At 69.0% G+C, this 14,775-nt stretch carries 18 protein-coding genes; 4 read left to right on the top strand and 14 right to left on the bottom strand.

Annotation, left to right across the window (positions count from 1 at the left end; genetic code table 11):
* Nucleotides 1–70: 70 nt before the first annotated feature.
* Both AB0I69_RS25660 and AB0I69_RS25655 read left to right on the top strand, forming a co-directional pair.
* Nucleotides 71–1,018 (top strand): LysR family transcriptional regulator, encoded by a 948-nt coding sequence (locus tag AB0I69_RS25660; protein WP_363098022.1) that lies wholly within the window; start codon nt 71–73, stop codon nt 1,016–1,018.
* 50 nt (nt 1,019–1,068) lie between these two features.
* Nucleotides 1,069–1,605 (top strand): DinB family protein, encoded by a 537-nt coding sequence (locus AB0I69_RS25655; RefSeq protein WP_363098021.1) that lies wholly within the window; start codon nt 1,069–1,071, stop codon nt 1,603–1,605.
* A gap of 32 nt (nt 1,606–1,637) precedes the next feature.
* Here the strand turns inward: AB0I69_RS25655 and sigJ are convergent, their stop codons facing one another.
* The 5 genes from sigJ to AB0I69_RS25630 all read right to left on the bottom strand — a co-directional run bounded on the left by sigJ (nt 1,638) and on the right by AB0I69_RS25630 (nt 5,141).
* A complete protein-coding gene (sigJ, locus tag AB0I69_RS25650; protein ID WP_363098300.1) occupies nt 1,638–2,510 on the bottom strand; it encodes an RNA polymerase sigma factor SigJ in 873 nt (290 codons plus the stop codon).
* A gap of 59 nt (nt 2,511–2,569) precedes the next feature.
* Entirely contained in the window at nt 2,570–3,355 is a 786-nt protein-coding gene (locus AB0I69_RS25645; protein ID WP_363098020.1) for an NAD(P)H-binding protein, read from the bottom strand.
* Between the two features lie 134 nt (nt 3,356–3,489).
* The gene (locus AB0I69_RS25640; RefSeq protein WP_363098019.1) at nt 3,490–3,954 is read right to left on the bottom strand and encodes a GNAT family N-acetyltransferase; all 465 of its coding nucleotides are present in this window, start codon (nt 3,952–3,954) and stop codon (nt 3,490–3,492) included.
* A 35-nt stretch (nt 3,955–3,989) separates the two neighbouring features.
* Entirely contained in the window at nt 3,990–4,475 is a 486-nt protein-coding gene (locus AB0I69_RS25635) for an HAD domain-containing protein (RefSeq protein WP_363098018.1), read from the bottom strand.
* Between the two features lie 42 nt (nt 4,476–4,517).
* Entirely contained in the window at nt 4,518–5,141 is a 624-nt protein-coding gene (locus AB0I69_RS25630) for an RraA family protein (RefSeq protein ID WP_363098017.1), read from the bottom strand.
* Nucleotides 5,142–5,224: 83 nt separating this feature from the next.
* Here AB0I69_RS25630 and AB0I69_RS25625 point away from each other — a divergent pair, with 83 nt between their 5' ends.
* Nucleotides 5,225–5,509: a hypothetical protein gene (locus tag AB0I69_RS25625; RefSeq protein WP_363098016.1), complete on the top strand. Its 285-nt coding sequence runs from the start codon at nt 5,225–5,227 to the stop codon at nt 5,507–5,509.
* 18 nt (nt 5,510–5,527) lie between these two features.
* Here the strand turns inward: AB0I69_RS25625 and AB0I69_RS25620 are convergent, their stop codons facing one another.
* The 5 genes from AB0I69_RS25620 to AB0I69_RS25600 form a co-directional block, all read right to left on the bottom strand.
* A complete protein-coding gene (locus tag AB0I69_RS25620) occupies nt 5,528–6,571 on the bottom strand; it encodes an ATP/GTP-binding protein (protein ID WP_363098015.1) in 1,044 nt (347 codons plus the stop codon).
* A gap of 201 nt (nt 6,572–6,772) precedes the next feature.
* Nucleotides 6,773–6,961: a hypothetical protein gene (locus tag AB0I69_RS25615; RefSeq protein ID WP_363098014.1), complete on the bottom strand. Its 189-nt coding sequence runs from the start codon at nt 6,959–6,961 to the stop codon at nt 6,773–6,775.
* Complete coding sequence (locus AB0I69_RS25610; protein WP_363098013.1) at nt 6,958–8,058, bottom strand: phosphotransferase; 1,101 nt, start codon at nt 8,056–8,058, stop codon at nt 6,958–6,960. Before AB0I69_RS25610 ends, AB0I69_RS25615 begins: the two co-directional genes overlap by 4 nt.
* A 408-nt stretch (nt 8,059–8,466) precedes the next feature.
* Nucleotides 8,467–9,180: an HAD family hydrolase gene (locus AB0I69_RS25605; RefSeq protein ID WP_363098012.1), complete on the bottom strand. Its 714-nt coding sequence runs from the start codon at nt 9,178–9,180 to the stop codon at nt 8,467–8,469.
* 29 nt (nt 9,181–9,209) lie between these two features.
* A complete protein-coding gene (locus tag AB0I69_RS25600) occupies nt 9,210–10,085 on the bottom strand; it encodes a winged helix-turn-helix domain-containing protein (protein ID WP_363098011.1) in 876 nt (291 codons plus the stop codon).
* A 156-nt stretch (nt 10,086–10,241) separates the two neighbouring features.
* Between AB0I69_RS25600 and AB0I69_RS25595 the strand changes: the two genes are divergently transcribed.
* Nucleotides 10,242–10,430 (top strand): hypothetical protein, encoded by a 189-nt coding sequence (locus AB0I69_RS25595; protein WP_363098010.1) that lies wholly within the window; start codon nt 10,242–10,244, stop codon nt 10,428–10,430.
* A gap of 40 nt (nt 10,431–10,470) precedes the next feature.
* On the opposite strand, the gene AB0I69_RS25590 is transcribed toward AB0I69_RS25595, so the two are convergent.
* The 4 genes from AB0I69_RS25590 to AB0I69_RS25575 all read right to left on the bottom strand — a co-directional run bounded on the left by AB0I69_RS25590 (nt 10,471) and on the right by AB0I69_RS25575 (nt 14,651).
* Nucleotides 10,471–11,391, bottom strand: coding sequence for a winged helix-turn-helix domain-containing protein (locus AB0I69_RS25590; protein WP_363098009.1), 921 nt, complete (start codon nt 11,389–11,391; stop codon nt 10,471–10,473).
* 227 nt (nt 11,392–11,618) lie between these two features.
* On the bottom strand, nt 11,619–12,887 hold the full coding sequence (locus AB0I69_RS25585) for a GNAT family N-acetyltransferase (protein ID WP_363098008.1): 1,269 nt from the start codon (nt 12,885–12,887) through the stop codon (nt 11,619–11,621).
* A gap of 183 nt (nt 12,888–13,070) precedes the next feature.
* Nucleotides 13,071–14,036, bottom strand: coding sequence for an asparaginase (locus tag AB0I69_RS25580; RefSeq protein ID WP_363098007.1), 966 nt, complete (start codon nt 14,034–14,036; stop codon nt 13,071–13,073).
* 12 nt (nt 14,037–14,048) lie between these two features.
* Nucleotides 14,049–14,651, bottom strand: coding sequence for an aerial mycelium formation protein (locus tag AB0I69_RS25575; protein WP_363098006.1), 603 nt, complete (start codon nt 14,649–14,651; stop codon nt 14,049–14,051).
* Nucleotides 14,652–14,775 lie beyond the last annotated feature (124 nt).

The raw sequence follows: 14,775 nt of genomic DNA, 5'->3' as shown, positions 1-14,775 counted from the left end.
CTTCCCGGACCCGGTAACCCCAGTCAATCCTATGGATTTCTAGCCAACTCCAAGCTGTAGCTTGGGAGTTGTGACTCTGGAGGATCTGCGCGTCTTCGTGGCCGTGTGCCGGGCCGGAAGCCTCAGTGCCGTCGCCCGGGAGCTGGACCGTACGCAGTCGGCGGTGAGCCAGCATGTGAAGCGGCTGGAGCGGGAGGCCGGTGTGAGCCTCCTGGAGCGCCGGCCGCGCGGTGTCGTGCCCACCCACGCGGGACGCGTCCTGTGCGAGGCCGCCTCGGACAGCATCGCCGGTCTGGATCTGGCCCTACGGCGGCTCGGGGACCTCGTCAACGGCGACAGCGGCTCGGTGCGCGTCACCACGGGCGGCACCACCGTGCGGCACTTCATGTCCGAGGCCGTTGTCGCCTTCCGGCGGCGCTATCCGAAGGTCGGCCTGGAGTTCCGGACGGAGACCTCCAGCCGCAACTGCTTCGACGCGCTCACCGCCGGCGACCTGGACCTCGCCTGGGTCACGATCGACGGCCCGGTGCGCGGTATCGAGCAGCGCCCCGTCGTCGCCCTGCCCTGGGTGCTGGCGGTCCGCGCCGACGATCCGCTCGCGGCCCGGCCCCGAGTCGACGCCGCCGACCTCAGCGGCATCAGCCTCATCCGGCTCCCCCGGAACTCCACTTCGGGCGCCCGCCTCGACGCCGCGTTCGCCCAACTCGGCGTCCGGAGCAGCTCCGACACCGGCGTCGCCGACTGGGACACCGCCCTCCTGCTGGCCGAACTCGGCCTCGGTCACGCCGTCGTACCCGTGCTGCCCGGCTGGGAGGTACCCGGTGACGGTCCCCTCCGTCTCGTCCCCGTGCCCGATCTGCCCCCGCTCCCGGTCGGCTGGGCAGTCCGCCGCTGGGACGCCCTCACCCCGCTCGCCCGGGTCTTCGCCGACACCGTCGCCGACAGTTGCACGGAGAAGGCCGCGAGCCGGAGCGATGAGTTCCGACGCGGCAGAGGGTCTTCTCCGAACGAAGCCTGAAGACGAGTACCGAGTGGCAAGAGGCGAGTAGGAAGACGGGAGACCCCGGCGTGAGCGACATCGTGGTCCAGAAGATCGTGCGGCCCCAACGCAGGACATCCGGCCCGTGGTTGGAGGTGATCGCCTCGAACCTGGACTACCACCGGGCGACCTTCCTGTGGAAGTGCGAGGGCCTCTCGGACACCCAGCTGCGTCAACGGCCCCTGGGCACTTCGGCGTTGACCCTGCTGGGGCTCATGCGCCATCTGCAGGGGGCCGAACGTGCCTGGTTCCAGCGGACGTTGGCGGGCACCGACCCGCGGTTCTTCCCCTATCGGACCTCCGTCACGGCTGCCGGTGACGAGTGGTACGACGAGTCGGACCCCACGCCCGCCGCCGAGGTCTACGAGGACTACCTGAAGGCGTGCGAGGAGTCACGGCAGGTGTTCGCCCGGGTGACCGCCGACCCCGCGCGCATCGCGCCGAACCCGGAGTTCGGGCAGACCGACGTGCGGTTCGTCCTTGAGCACATGGTCGAGGAGTACGCCCGTCACGTCGGCCACGCGGACCTCCTGCGCGAGGCCGTCGACGGCGCCACCGGCGAGTAGCCCCCCAGGGCCTCAGGGTCCCAGGGCCTGTCCTAGCCGGTCCACGCCCGCAGCTTGTCCGGGTTGACCACCAGCCACAGGTCGGTGATCAGCCCGTCGCGCACCTCCGCCGCGAGGACGGCGATCGTCGTACCGGCGATACGGACCGCGACTCCGGGCGTGCCGTTGACGTCGTCCTCGACGAGTTCCACCTCGGGTTCGCGGCGCATGAGGCCGAGGATGAGGCGGGCCACCTTGTCCCGGCCGATGACGGGCCGCAGCGCCGCGCGCACCTTGCCGCCGCCGTCGCTGCGCGACTCGACGTCGGGGTCGAGCAGGGCGACGAGCGCGTCGAGGTCACCGGTCTCGCACGCCTCGCGGAACGCGGAGACGACCCGCCCGTGTTCCTCCGCCGTGCTGCTGCCGGGTGGCCGGTGTGCCAGCCGTCGGCGTGCGGAGGAGGCGAGTTGGCGGCAGGCCGCCGGGGTGCGGCCCACCGTCTCGGCGATCTCGGTGAACGGCAGGCCGAAGACGTCGTGCAGGACGAAGGCGACGCGCTCCGCGGGAGTCATCGAGTCCAGCAGCACGAGCATCCCCATGCTCACCGACTCGTCGAGGGTGATCCGGTCGGCGGGATCGCCCGCGCCCGCACCGCCCGTACTGGCCCACCCGGCACCGTGCCGCACCGGCTCCGGCAGCCACTCCCCGGTGTAGCGCTCGCGCCGGGCCCGCGCCGACCCGAGCTGGTCGAGACAGATCCGCGAGGCGACCCGGGTCAGCCACGCCAACGGCGCCTGGATCGCCCGCTGTTCCTCCTCGGACAGGGCGTACCAACGGGCGTACGTCTCCTGTACGACGTCCTCGGCGTCCTGTACCGAACCGAGCATCCTGTACCCGAGGTTGAGCAGTCGGCGACGTTCGGCCATGAGGGAACCGAGGGTGGGGTCCTGGCCCGTTCCGGGCGGCGGGGTGGGCACGGCGGCGCTCAACCTCCTTGGGGGCCGGGCTGCTTGACGTGCTGGGCGAGCCATTCGTCGAACGTCTGGCTGCCCAACGGCCCGGCGGCGAGCGGCAGTTGCCCGCCCCGCGTCATCGCCGCCCCGGTCGCGCCCGGCATCGTCACAGGCAGCACCAGCCGGCGCTCGTGCCGGGCCCGCAGCAGTCGGCGCACCATGTCGACGAGCTGCTCGACGCGCGGCCCGGCGAGATCGGGAGACATGCCCTGTGCCGGGGTCGTCGCGAGCCGCACCAGATGCCGGGCGACCTCACGCGCCGCGATGGGCCGGGTCCGCATCCGGGGCACCACCGCGAGGGGCTTCGGCACCCGGTCGAGGGTCTGCTGCGCGAACTCGTGGAACTGGGTGGCGCGCAGCACCGTCCACGGCACCGGTCCGTTCTTCACCACGTCCTCCTGACGGAGTTTGCCCCGGTAGTAGCCGAGCCCGACCCGGTCGATGCCTACGATCGACAGCACCACGTGATGCCGTACGCCGGCCCGGGCGCCCGCGTCCAGCAGGTTCCGGCCGACGGCGTCGAAGAACGCGACCGCCCTCGTGGCGCTCGTCGTCGTCACATTGCTCACGTCGACGACCGTCTCGACCCCGTCGAGCGCGGCATCGAGTCCCGCGCCCCCGGCCAGAAGATCCACCCCCTTCGACCGGCTCAGCACCACCGGCTCCTGTCCGGCCGCGGCCAGCTCCTCGACGACGTACCGGCCGACCACCCCGGTCCCGCCCGCCACCGCCACCCGCATGCCGATCCTCTCCTTCACCGGTTGTCACCCCGCCCCGCGGAAGGGACCGACACCGGCACCATCCCGGCCATGAGGCCGAGGCTGACGTAGACGTACCGGATTCTGTTCATACGTCTACGACGACGCAGCCCCCGCGAATGTCAGGCGGAATGTCAGGCGGAACGTGTGGCGGGCACTTCGCGCACCATGAACACGTCCACCCGATCCTCGGTCTCGACGGTGAACCCGTGCCGCTCGTACAGCCGCCGGGCCGGGCTCCCCTGCAACACATTCAGCCGCACGACGCGGACACCGTCACGGTCGCACCGCTCCAGCAGTTCCCGCAGCACACCGGAACCGATGCCGGCGCCCTGGAGCCGCGGCGCGAGATAGAAGTGCTCCAGCCAGTGGCAGCGGGCGTCCGCGTCCGGCCGTAGCGCCACGCAGCCGGCGAACTCGTCGCCCACCTCGATCACCCACGTGCACCCCGGCTCGAACCCGTCCCGCAGCCGCTGCCGCACCCGCCGCGCGTCGTACCGCCCGAGCCGTTCCAGATCGCCCCGCAGCACGACGGCACGCAGCTCGGCGATCGCCTCGACGTCCGCCGCCGACGCGGGCCGTATCTCCCAGTCCGCCATGATCAGCACGCTACCGCCCAACTCCCCCTCCCCCCTCACCGGTTGACCGCCAGCCACGCCTCCATGGCGTCGAAGTCGGCGTCCGTGATGCCGTACCGGTGGTCGACGCGCCGCAGCAGCGCCTGTTCGGGGTGGTGGGCGGCCACCCAGTCGCGGTCGGCGTCCCCGATCTCGTCGTCCACCCACACGAAGGGCCGCCCGGCGGCCCAGGCGACCAGCGGTCGGGTCTTCCAGTGCAGCCGGCCGCCCACCTCGTCCGCGGGGTCGGGCCAGTCCACCAGGGGCAGTTGGGGCAGTCCGAGCCAGGGCGCGACGCACACGTTCGCGTCGTCCATCCAGGTCGTCGCCCACACCAGTTCGCACCGCAGCGCCGCGAGCCGCGGCCCGAGCGCCGGATCGATCCGGGTCAGCAGCGGAGGGGCGGTGGCAGTCGGCGGCGCGAAGCCCGGCACGTACACCGGGTACGGCCGCGACGCACCGAAGGGGAGCAACGTCCCGTCGACATCGAGGAAGAGAAGCATCGGGAACAGGATCGGGCAACCGCCTCTCCTACGCCACGTGCGTCACCCCTCGAACCCGCCCGCGCGCAGCATCTCCTCGACCCGGGCCCGGTGCGCCTTCTCCCAGTCGTCGAGGTTCTCGGCGGCCTCCTTCGCCAGCCGGGCCCGCGCCCCGGCGAGCACCTCCGCCAGGCGCCCGCCCGGCACGACCACGACCCCCTCCTCGTCGGCCACCACGACATCCCCGGCGTCGACGGCCACTCCCCCGCACCGCACCCGCTCGTTCAGCGGCAGTACGGCCTTCTTGACGCCCGGGATCGGAATGACACCGCGCGCGAACACGGGGAACCCCGCCCCGCGCACCTCCCCGAGGTCGCGGATCACGCCGTCGACGACGAACCCGGCGATGCCGCGCCGCTGGGCGATGGCGCAGACGTTCCCGCCGGCCAGCGCGTAGTCGAGGTCACCCGACTCCACGACGACGACCGAGTCCGGCTCGGCGCGGTAGATGGCGGCGTGCAGCATGAGGTTGTCCCCGGGAGGGCACCGCACGGTGAAGGCAGGCCCGGCGAGACGCATCAGCGGACCCCACAACGGCCGGATGCCGATGTCCATGACCTGCTCGCGGCCGAGCACTTCGGCGAGGGTGGTCGTGGGGATGTCCTGGAAGTCGGTGGCGTCAGTCATACGCCGGACGCTACCGCTCCTTGACCTCAAGCCTGCTTGAGGTCGAAGACTGCACGCCTGTCCCGATGTCGTGGAGGTTGGCCATGCGTGCAGCGCAGGTGCAGGAGTTCGGCGGGCCGGAGGTCCTGGTCCCGGTGGTGTTGCCGGACCCGGTCCCCGGTCCGGGCGAGGTACTGATCGACGTCGCGTACATCGACACGATCTTCGTGGAGACCCAGCTGCGGACCGGCTGGGGCCGGGAGTTCTTCCCGGCGACCCCGCCGTACGTCCCGGGCGGCGGGGTCGCCGGGGTGGTCGCCGAACTCGGCCCCGGCGTCCCGGAGGAGTGGCGGGGCCGCCGGGTGTCGGCGTACGTCCAGGACGGCTGACGCTGGAGGCATGAGTGTTCAGACGACCCTCTCAGGGTCGTTGTCGACGCTGCGCGCCGACAATGTCGCCAGGTCGTGCCCCGCCTCCCAGAACGTGTCGAATAGTGTCCGCCGGCGGTCGATTACCTCACGGGCCCGCTCGCCGTCATCCCGGTTCCAACGGGTCAGCAGGGAGTCGTATCCGATGAGGTCGAGAAGCTGATCGTCGGTGGTGCGGCTTCCGGGCTGTGCCGGGAGGGCGGAGCCGTACTCGTTGGGCCGCAGCTCGATCCTGTCGTAGATCCCCTCGAACACCTGCTCATCGTTGATCAGGTAGAGCTTGAGGGAGGGAGACATGTGCATCGCGTGGAACTTGACCTTCAGTGTGCCCTGGCGCTTGCGCTCCATCCTGCCGATCATTTCCCTGAGATCGCGCTCGTGACGGCTGATCTTCTGGACCAGATGTCGACGGAAGCCGTCGGCGTCCGTGATCTTCCCGTCTCGCAACAGCCCCGGGACCTCTATTCGCTGGTTGAAGTCCGGGACCAGAATGCGGACATGGACCTTCCTCTCGTGATCAGGCGGCAGGCCTTCCAGCAGGCGTTTCAGTGAGTTGACGAAGGTTTCTCCGGTGAAGCACATCGCCCACAGGTGTACGTCACCACCCAGCTGAAGCCTCTGCCTGCACTGCTCCATGAGGTCGTCCATGGTGGCATCCGCGCCCGGCTGCGGGACCTGGTTCGAGGCCAGGTTCTGGATCTCTCCACTCAACAGCCGAATCGTTTCCTGGAGTTGCTCGGAGCTGTCCCGCTGGGACTCGTGCGCGGTATTCAGCTTCTGCACCTCGGTGTAGAGCACGTATCCCACGAGGCTCAGCAAGGCGCCGCCGAGATATGCCTTTCCCTCCAATGCGTCGCCCACCGGCTTCACGAACTGTGCGATCAGCCCGACGAGAAAGACAGCCAACAGCAGAAGCCTGGTCGCCGTACTTTCTGCACGTGCCCAGCCTGCCGCCACTCTCCTGCTCAGTGCTGTCCTGCTTTCCGACACCAAGTCCCCCAGCCAATCAGAGAGTTCGACCAAGACTGTTCATGGTGCCCGTCGAGAGCTGCGGACAGGAAGGGAACGGCGCAATCATGTCGGAGAGCACGCCGAAGTCCGAGAGAACGAGTCACGCGCCCGCTTTCCACGACTCCTTCGCCTCGTGCCTCTCCAGGCCGACGACGAGGGAGTTGTCGGGCCTGGCCCGGTGCATCGCGCGTAGCACGGTCCGGGGATCGATACTCAGGTGTCCGACTGAAGCAGTTCCTGTGCACGCTGCGCGGTGACATGCCCCTTGAGTAGCTGTACCAGCCCGGCCGACGTCGCATCGAGACAGAGCCGACGGAACGGCCCGTCGAAGTCGAACAGCACGTACCGCCCACTCGGGATGCGTTCCGCTGGCTTCCCCACGAGGAACAGGTCGTCGGTCACCCTGCGACCAGGTCGGTCTGTTCGTAGGACGGCATCCCTTCGGCCAGCCGCTCTGTCGAAGGCACGGACGTGCTGTGCCACTCACGTAGGGCTTCCACGACGTCCACCGCACACGGCACGCCTGCCAGGCCCAAGGGCCCGGAGGCCCTGACCACTGCGCGCCGGACTCGGTCTGCGGCTTGCTGGAAGTGCTCCTGGTCTGCATCCGCCCGAAGGCTGAGTGCCGCGCGCATGACGTCCGGAAACACCGACTGCGCGTACTCGAAGTCCACGTAGACGGGAAGATCCTCGTGAAGACCGGCCGTAAGCGCCCCGTAGCCAGCGTTTTCCATGGCCGCAGCCCACAGCCGCGTCATGTCTCGCTGTTGTGGTTCTTCGTACCCCATACGCACGACATGCGTCGCCAGGTCGTGCAGTGGATCGCCAAATATGGCCAGCTCCCAGTCGATCACCGACAACCGCTTCCCGCGGACCACGACGTTGGCCCGGTGTACATCGGTGTGGAGGAGCTTGAACGGGCGTGAAGTAAGGCCTGAATGGCTCTTCCGGAACATCGCCATCGCATCCTCGCGGATCCCGACGGCGTTGAAGAGCAAACCAAATCGCTCCTGATTCGGCCGATGCACCTGTGCTTCCGTGAAGTCGATCAGCCAGTGCAGAAAGCCCTCGCTGTCACCGTCGTCCGGCCAGTCCTCCGGGGGGGTCGGCAGTTCCGTGACTGGCACATGGGCGGTACGAACGAAGAACTCCGCGAACCAACGCATCATGTCGTCGTCGAGAGGTTCATGCGGGTACTTCTCACTGAGTGCTTTGCCCCTGTGGTACCGGTGCACGGTGCGGTCCCCGAGGTCGATCACGCAGCGCGGCACTTCACGCAGATAGCGGCAGACGATCTCAAGCACATCAGCCTCACGCGGCCAGATACGCGGTACCACTGGGATCGAGTCCAGCGGTACCCGGTACTTCAGGCGGGCGAAGGGCATGACACCCAGCAACAGAGCCAGCAGCACTCCGACACGCAGAACGTAGTTGGTGTTGTGGTGGCCCTTGAGCACCTGACTCCTGCCCCTGAGCTGACGCTCGACGAGGCGATGCACGAGCGCCTTGTGTGTTGTGTGGGACAAGAGAGGGGGCACCTGGCAGAACATAGCCTCTCCATTCCGGCCACATGGTGGCGGGGCCGCAACTGCCAGGAACACCACAGCTACTGCGTCGAGTTGCCAGGCGATATTCGTGCACGTCCCCACTGTGACCACCCCCTGCCCCTCCCTGTTCGGAACCGGCCATGACTCCGTGGAGAGAACCCGTTCGGAGGAACGTACGAGCGGCGGACGCAGGATGACTCAACGGGCACTCTCGGAACGATGCCGTAGAGACGCGTCACGCGGCCCCACGCTGACAGCGGAACGCTCGATCACCCTCGCCAGCAGCCCCAGCCGCCCCCTGGCCGACCGCCACGCCAGGAGCACGACGTACGTCATCCGGCCGCGCGGACCTCGTTCCGCCTACCTTCGAAGCAGGTTCAGCAACGGCTCCAGCGAAGCGACTACAAGGCCGGCCCCGGACTCTCTCAGCAGCTTGGCCTTCCTGTGGTTACGCGCGTAGCCGAGGAACGGCACCCCTGCGTGGAGTGACGCCTCGCAGTCCGTAGGAGCGTCGCCGATCATCAAGGCGGATTCAGGGGCCGCACCCATCGCCCTCAGCGCATGATTGAGAGTGTGGGGGTCGGGCTTGAGGCGTCGGAGATCCTGCGTGCGGCCGTAGATGTGCGGAGCAAAACACGAGATGAGGCTGCGACCCGCCAGGTATTTGCGCACCACTCGGGGTGAGTTGTTGGTGGCGACCGCCAGCCGGACGCCTACGGCCGACCAGGTGTGTATCAACGGGTCGGCGTATGCGGTGGGCATCGCCGAGGACGTAGCTCTCAGTTCTTCCTGAGTCAGGCGTTCCTCCAACTCAGTGACCAGATCACTGCCCGGGTGCCGGCGGTCGACCGCCCGCAGGACGTCGTGGGGGTCCAGGGAGTCTCGTTCAGCCTCCGTCAGGAGACCGCGCAGGCCACGCGCCTCCAGCCACACCACCAGTTCCCTCGCCACCCGCTCCGCCGAGTGGCCGGCGAACAGCCGGCAGATCGGCCCGTCGAAGTCCCACAGCACGACGCGAGCGGGTGTGATCAGTTCCCGGAGTTTCTCCGTCTCGTTCTCGGTCTCTGTTGGCACCAGTTCAGTCTGCGCTGTATCAGAAGTCACTAGGAGAGTGTCAGGTCCGTCGTGATGGTTTCCCAGAGGGCGTCGAACCACAGCTGCGATTGCTCCACGAAAGCAGCGTCCCGTTGACCGGCCTGCTGCTGGAAGGAGAAGAGGAGGGACTGGGAGCCGAGCGCGTCGTACATGTCCAGGGTCTGGGTGCCGTACTCCTCCTCACGTCGCGCGAGCAGGTAGTAACCGAGCAGCGCCTCCTCCCCGTTGAGTAGGTACAACTTCACGGGTGGGGTAAAGGGGAGGGCGCGAAAGGTGACCTTTACCTCCATGCCATGTGTGGCCTTCAGGGCCTGCAGGTTGTGTTGGAGAACCTGACCCTGGGCGTTGCGCATGGCCAGCCAGCGCTTGTGGACCGAGTCGTCGTCGCGGCCGTCGACCGGGACGGGGAAAGCGAGGGCGATCTCCCTGGAGGGGACGAGGATGCGGACGTGGATCGACCGGGGGCTGAGGCGGCCCTCGTGGATCTGGCGGAGGGGTTCGCCAATGGCCACCATCAGCGTTTCGGCGGTATGGCACACGACGTCTATGTGTACGTTCGGCTCCGAGAATGCCTCGGTCAGCCGCGGCGCCAACCCCACCATGGTCGGCTGGGGCCGGTCCGGCACCGGAGCCGGTTCAGCGATCCTCGGCGGGCTCCCCTTGCTGACGTTGGTCAGCAGCCCGGCCTCCTGGAGGACCCGCAGCGCCTGCCGTACGGCACCCCGCTCCACGCCGAACTCCTCTGCCAGGTCGGCCTGGGTGGGCAGGCGGTCTCCCGCCCTGAGGTCACCGGTGCGGATGCGGTCCCGCAGGGCGTCGGCGATCTCCTGGGGCGAGAAACTTCTGCTGCCGTTCACTGCCACGTTCTCCTGGGTCACGACCAAACGGTATAACTCTGCCCCATCTAAGGGGAGTTGTTTGGAACCTGATTGTAAGTAGGTGTGAGTAGGTGCCAATCGGGAACAACTTAGGAAGAGTTGGCTGCCAACTTATCCAAGTTGGTGGAAGTTTTGCTTCCGCAGCCCGAAGGGGGAACCACCATGCCTGCCATCGCCCTCCTGTCCGCCGTCTTCGTCGTCGGCTTCGAGCAGATCGTCCAGTGGAAGTTCGGCGCCACCGGCATCATCGGCCTGCTCCTGATCTCCATCGGCATCAAGGCCAAGAAGCCGGCCATCAGCTCCATCGGGGCCGTCATGCTGGCCCTGCTGGTCACCGGACCAGCTCTGTGACCTGGAAGCCGCCCTCCGGGTCAGCCACTGTGGGAGGCGATCAGCTCGTCGGCGTCGGCGTCAGCGTCAGCTCCGAACTGATCGTCTCCCACAGTGCGTTGAACCACAGCTGGGACTGTTCCACGAACGTCGTGTCCCGCAGCCCCGCACCCTGCTCGAAGGCGAACAGCATCGACCGGGTGCCCTCGGCGTCGTACATCTCCACCTGCTCCTGACCGATCTCCTCCTCGCGCTGGCTCAGCGTGTAGTACGCGAAGAGCGCCTCCGAGCCGTTGAGCAGGTACAGCTTCACGGGCGGCGTGAACGGCAGCGCGCGGAACGTGATGTGTACGTCGATGCCGTGCGTCGCGCGCAGGGCGAGGAGGTTGTGCCGCAGCACCTGGCCCTGGGCGTTGCGATGGGCCAGCCAGCGCCGCTGCAGCAGGCCGTCGGCCGGGGCGTCCACCCGGGACGGGAACGCGAGTTCGATGTCACTGCTCGGCAGCAGCACCCGGACGTCGACCTTGGCCGGTTTCAGCCGCCCGGCGTGGATCAGACGCAGCGGCTCGCCGATGGCCATCGTGAGCGAGACCGCGGTCAGACACAGGGCCTCGATCTCCACGTGCGGCTGCGCGAAGGCCTCCGCTATGCGCGGGGCGAGGCCCACCATCGTGGGCTGCGGCGGGGCTCCGGGGCCGGTCAGGGCCAGGCCGAGGTCGGGAGCCACGGTCGCCGGGCTCCCCTTGGACATGTTGGTGAGCAGACGCTCGGACTGCAGGATGCGCAGCGCCTGCCGTACGGCCCCGCGCTCCACACCGAACTCGTCCGCCAGCTTGGCCTGGGTGGGCATGCGCTGGCCGGGCCGCAGTACACCGGACCTGATCCGGGTGCGCAGCTCGTCGGCCAGCTCGCGGTGTGACCACGGTGACCGTGGGGACCTCGACCGTCCATTGACGGTGGCGTGTTCCGGCTCCACGACCAAACCCTACAACTTCCCGCCATCTTTGGGCAGTTCATGGAAAGGTGGTTATGAGACGTATCCAAGTGGAGATAAGTAGAGAAGAGTTGGTAACCAACTTAGGTAACTTGGCCGACCGGACCTCTCTCCTGGAGGGGAGCCGAGAGCCCGGTCGGTCGTTACCGCCGCACGACAACCACAACTGAACAGCTACGGATGAGTCCATCAACAGGCACCAGCGGAAAGGTCGTTCAGAAGATGTCCGGGCACCAAGGCCGCCCGGACGTACGCAGCAGGGCGTCGGCCACTCGGGCGGCGCCCGCTCGTTCTTCCCGTACCTTGCCCAGCGCCGCGAGCCGCACCACCGACTCGTCACCGAGCCACAGCGACCCCAACTCCCCTACATCCAGGGTGAGTTCGGCGCTCTCCGTGGTCGGCGTACAGGACGCCCCCTGCGCCGAAGCCGTCAACCGGTAGCGCCCGCCCGCCAGTCCGGCCCCGTCGACCACCTCGAACACCAGCGTGCCCTCCCCCTCGTACGACCGCGCCTCCATGGCCCGTACGACATCCAGGATCCGCACCCACAGCCAGTCCGCCTGTGACGTGATCGTGGCCGCCCGTGGGTCCGGCAGGAAGTGGGGCAGCAGGTCGTCGGGGCAGCGCCAGCCCGACTTGACCTTCGTCACCCAGTCGATCGAGCAGACGTGGTACCACAGGGCGCGTTCGGCGGCCGGGGTCGTGGCGATCAGCCCCTTCACCGTGGCCGTGTCGTGCGGCTGCTTGGCGTCGGTCCAGGTGTCGTCGCAGACGTACGAGGCCAGGCCCTGGACCTCGCCGTCCGCCGCGCGGTACACGGCGTGGAAGGGCTCGGTCCACGGCGCGCGCGTCAGGAGTACGGCACCCGTGTTGACCTGCCACCACCGGTCGTCCCGGTCGATCGCGCCGGGCTGGGCGCGGCGCAGCCGCTCGTGCAGTTCGGGGCCGAGCTTGCGTACGTCCTCGCCGTCCACCAGGTCGATACGGCCGCCGTCCTCCGGGGCCGACCAGCGGGGGTCCAGGCCTGCGCGCTGGACGTCGATCTCCCACTGGGTCGCCGAGGTGGCGGGGCCGAAGCCGTAGCGGCCGTAGATCCGGTACTCGGCGGCGATGAGCGTGGCGACGACGTCGCCCCGTTCCTTCGCGGCGGCCAGGTCCTGGGTCATCATGCGGGTCAGCAGGCCACGGCGGCGGTGGGTGGCCGTGACCGTGACGTTCGTGATGGCGTCGGCGGGGACGGGGTGGCCGCCCACCGCCGTGATCTGCTGCGGGAAGGAGCGGAACGTTGCCACGCAGCGGCCGTTGTCGAAGGCGCCGAGGGTGCGGGACGGGACGATGTAGGTGCTGCGGTCGGCGATCTCCTCGGCGGGGACGTACGGAGTGCGCAGGAAACCGGTGTTCAGGGCGCGGATCCAGTCGGGGATCTCGGGCTCTTCGATGGGGCGTACGGCTAGGTCGTGTTCGGGGCGGGTGCGGAGTTCCATGAGGTCACGGTAGGTCGGTGGAGGTGGGGGACGCGGGGATTTTTTTCGCCCCCGCCGCCCCTACCCGTCCCATCACCAGGGGCTGCCGCCCCTTCGACCCCGCCTGGGGGCTGCGCCCCCAGACCCCGCTTCGGCCTGAACGGCCTCGTCCTCAAACGCCGGACGGGCTGACAGTCGCCCCCCTCAGAAAACCGCCCGGATCTCCCCCACCTCACGCCCCCCGCCCAACACCGCGACCCTCCCGAATCCCTCCCCCACCGTCACCCCCATCAACTCCAGCCCCCGCCCCAACACCGGCCCCAACGCCCGCCCCGCCCCGTCCTCCACCTTGAACGCCAGGGCCCGGCCGTCCGGCAGAGCCACCGCCTGGGCCGCCTCCGCGCCCATCTTTGACAGGAGGCCCGGTACCGCGCGCATCAGGAGGGTGTCGGGGCGGCGGGTGCCGGCGACGTACTCGGGGTGGGTGCGCATCGCGTCGGCGACGCGGCGTTCCGGGGAGCCTGGGTCGGACAGGACGAAGGAACGGAAGGCTCGGGCCAGGCCCGTCAGGGTGATCGCCAGGAGGGGGGCGCCGCAGCCGTCCGTGCCCACGGCCGCGACTCGCTCGCCCGACGCTTCTTCCACAGCCCTGTGGATAAGTTGTTGGAGCGGGTGGTCCGGGTCGAGGTAGGAATCCAGGGGCCAGCCTCGCAGCGCGCTCGCCGCCAGCATGGCCGTGTGCTTTCCGGAGCAGTTCATGGCGATGCGGTCGCGTACGGCGCCCGACGCCAGGTACGTCTCCTGCTCGACGGGGTCGAGGGGGAGGTCCGGCGGGCACTGCAACTGGCCCGCTTCCAGGCCGTGTTCGGCGAGGAGGCGGCGTACGAGATCGCGGTGGAAGAGTTCGCCGGAGTGGCTCGCGGCGGCAATCGCGAGGCGTTCGCCGGTGAGGTCGAGGCCGGCGCGCAGGACGCCCGCCGCCTGCATCGGCTTGTTGGAGGAGCGGGGGAAGACGGGGGTGCTCACGTCACCCAACGCCCGTTCCACGGAACCGTCCGCCGCCAATATCACCAGGCTGCCCCGGTGCCGGCTCTCCACGAAGCCGGATCGGACGACCTCGGCGAGCACCGGAGGTGCCGTGGCGGAACTCTCAGAACCCTCGGTCGTCACGCCGGGCACCCCTCACACGAGCAGATCGTCCACCTGCGCCTCTCCCTCACGGTACCTGCGGGCGATCTCCGCGCTGCAGCCGTCGGCCGTGTGTTGGAGGAGCTGGCGGCGGCGGGACACCTGCTGTTCGTACCGCACGAGGCGGCCCATCGCGGTGGTCAACTCCAGGTCCGTGCGCGCCTCCAGGTCGGACAGTTCGACCTCGGCGAGCATCTCGGCGGCCAGTAGCCGGTACTCCTCGCTGTGCGGGGTGCCCAGCGTGACGTGCCGGGCCGACGAGCGGTGCCGGGCCGGTGCGTCGGCCAGGATCTCCGACAGCCGGTCGACGACCGAGGCCGCGCCCGCCGGGGAACGCCGGGCCAGTTCGGCGCGCAGGATGTCGATCCGGCCCTGCAGGAGCCGTCGTACGTAACTCAGGTCGGCCTCGTCCCGCTGGGCGTCGCGGCGCAGCGCGCGCAGCTCCGGAAGCCGTAGCGCGGTCAGGTCGGGTGCGGGCGGTTCCGCGGGCAGCAGCGGGCTGTCGACGCGCTGCACGGGCGGGCGGCGCGTGGCCGGTCCTCCCGCGCGGATCAGCGAGACAGGCCCGGGGCTCTGCCCGGTACTCGGTGTGCTCATGTGCCTCAACCGTCCCCTCGACCGGCGTGTGGACAGCATCGTGCCACCCCAACTGGCCGCTATGTGACCGAGTGCCCCCGAACGGCCCCAGATGGGGGGTTAAGGATCAAAAATAGGCCTGCCG

It is taken from the genome of Streptomyces sp. NPDC050508 (assembly GCF_040655155.1).
In the GTDB taxonomy this organism is placed as follows: domain Bacteria; phylum Actinomycetota; class Actinomycetes; order Streptomycetales; family Streptomycetaceae; genus Streptomyces.
This window is presented reverse-complemented; position numbering and strand designations above follow the sequence as displayed.

Coding starts and splice junctions, on each gene's coding strand:
- AB0I69_RS25640 (WP_363098019.1), bottom strand. CDS start 3,954: ATGGCGGACTGGGAGATACGGCCCGCGTCGGCGGCGGACGTCGAGGCG.
- AB0I69_RS25625 (WP_363098016.1), top strand. CDS start 5,225: ATGCGTGCAGCGCAGGTGCAGGAGTTCGGCGGGCCGGAGGTCCTGGTC.
- sigJ (WP_363098300.1), bottom strand. CDS start 2,510: ATGGCCGAACGTCGCCGACTGCTCAACCTCGGGTACAGGATGCTCGGT.
- AB0I69_RS25595 (WP_363098010.1), top strand. CDS start 10,242: ATGCCTGCCATCGCCCTCCTGTCCGCCGTCTTCGTCGTCGGCTTCGAG.
- AB0I69_RS25630 (WP_363098017.1), bottom strand. CDS start 5,141: ATGACTGACGCCACCGACTTCCAGGACATCCCCACGACCACCCTCGCC.
- AB0I69_RS25585 (WP_363098008.1), bottom strand. CDS start 12,887: ATGGAACTCCGCACCCGCCCCGAACACGACCTAGCCGTACGCCCCATC.
- AB0I69_RS25575 (WP_363098006.1), bottom strand. CDS start 14,651: ATGAGCACACCGAGTACCGGGCAGAGCCCCGGGCCTGTCTCGCTGATC.
- AB0I69_RS25635 (WP_363098018.1), bottom strand. CDS start 4,475: ATGCTTCTCTTCCTCGATGTCGACGGGACGTTGCTCCCCTTCGGTGCG.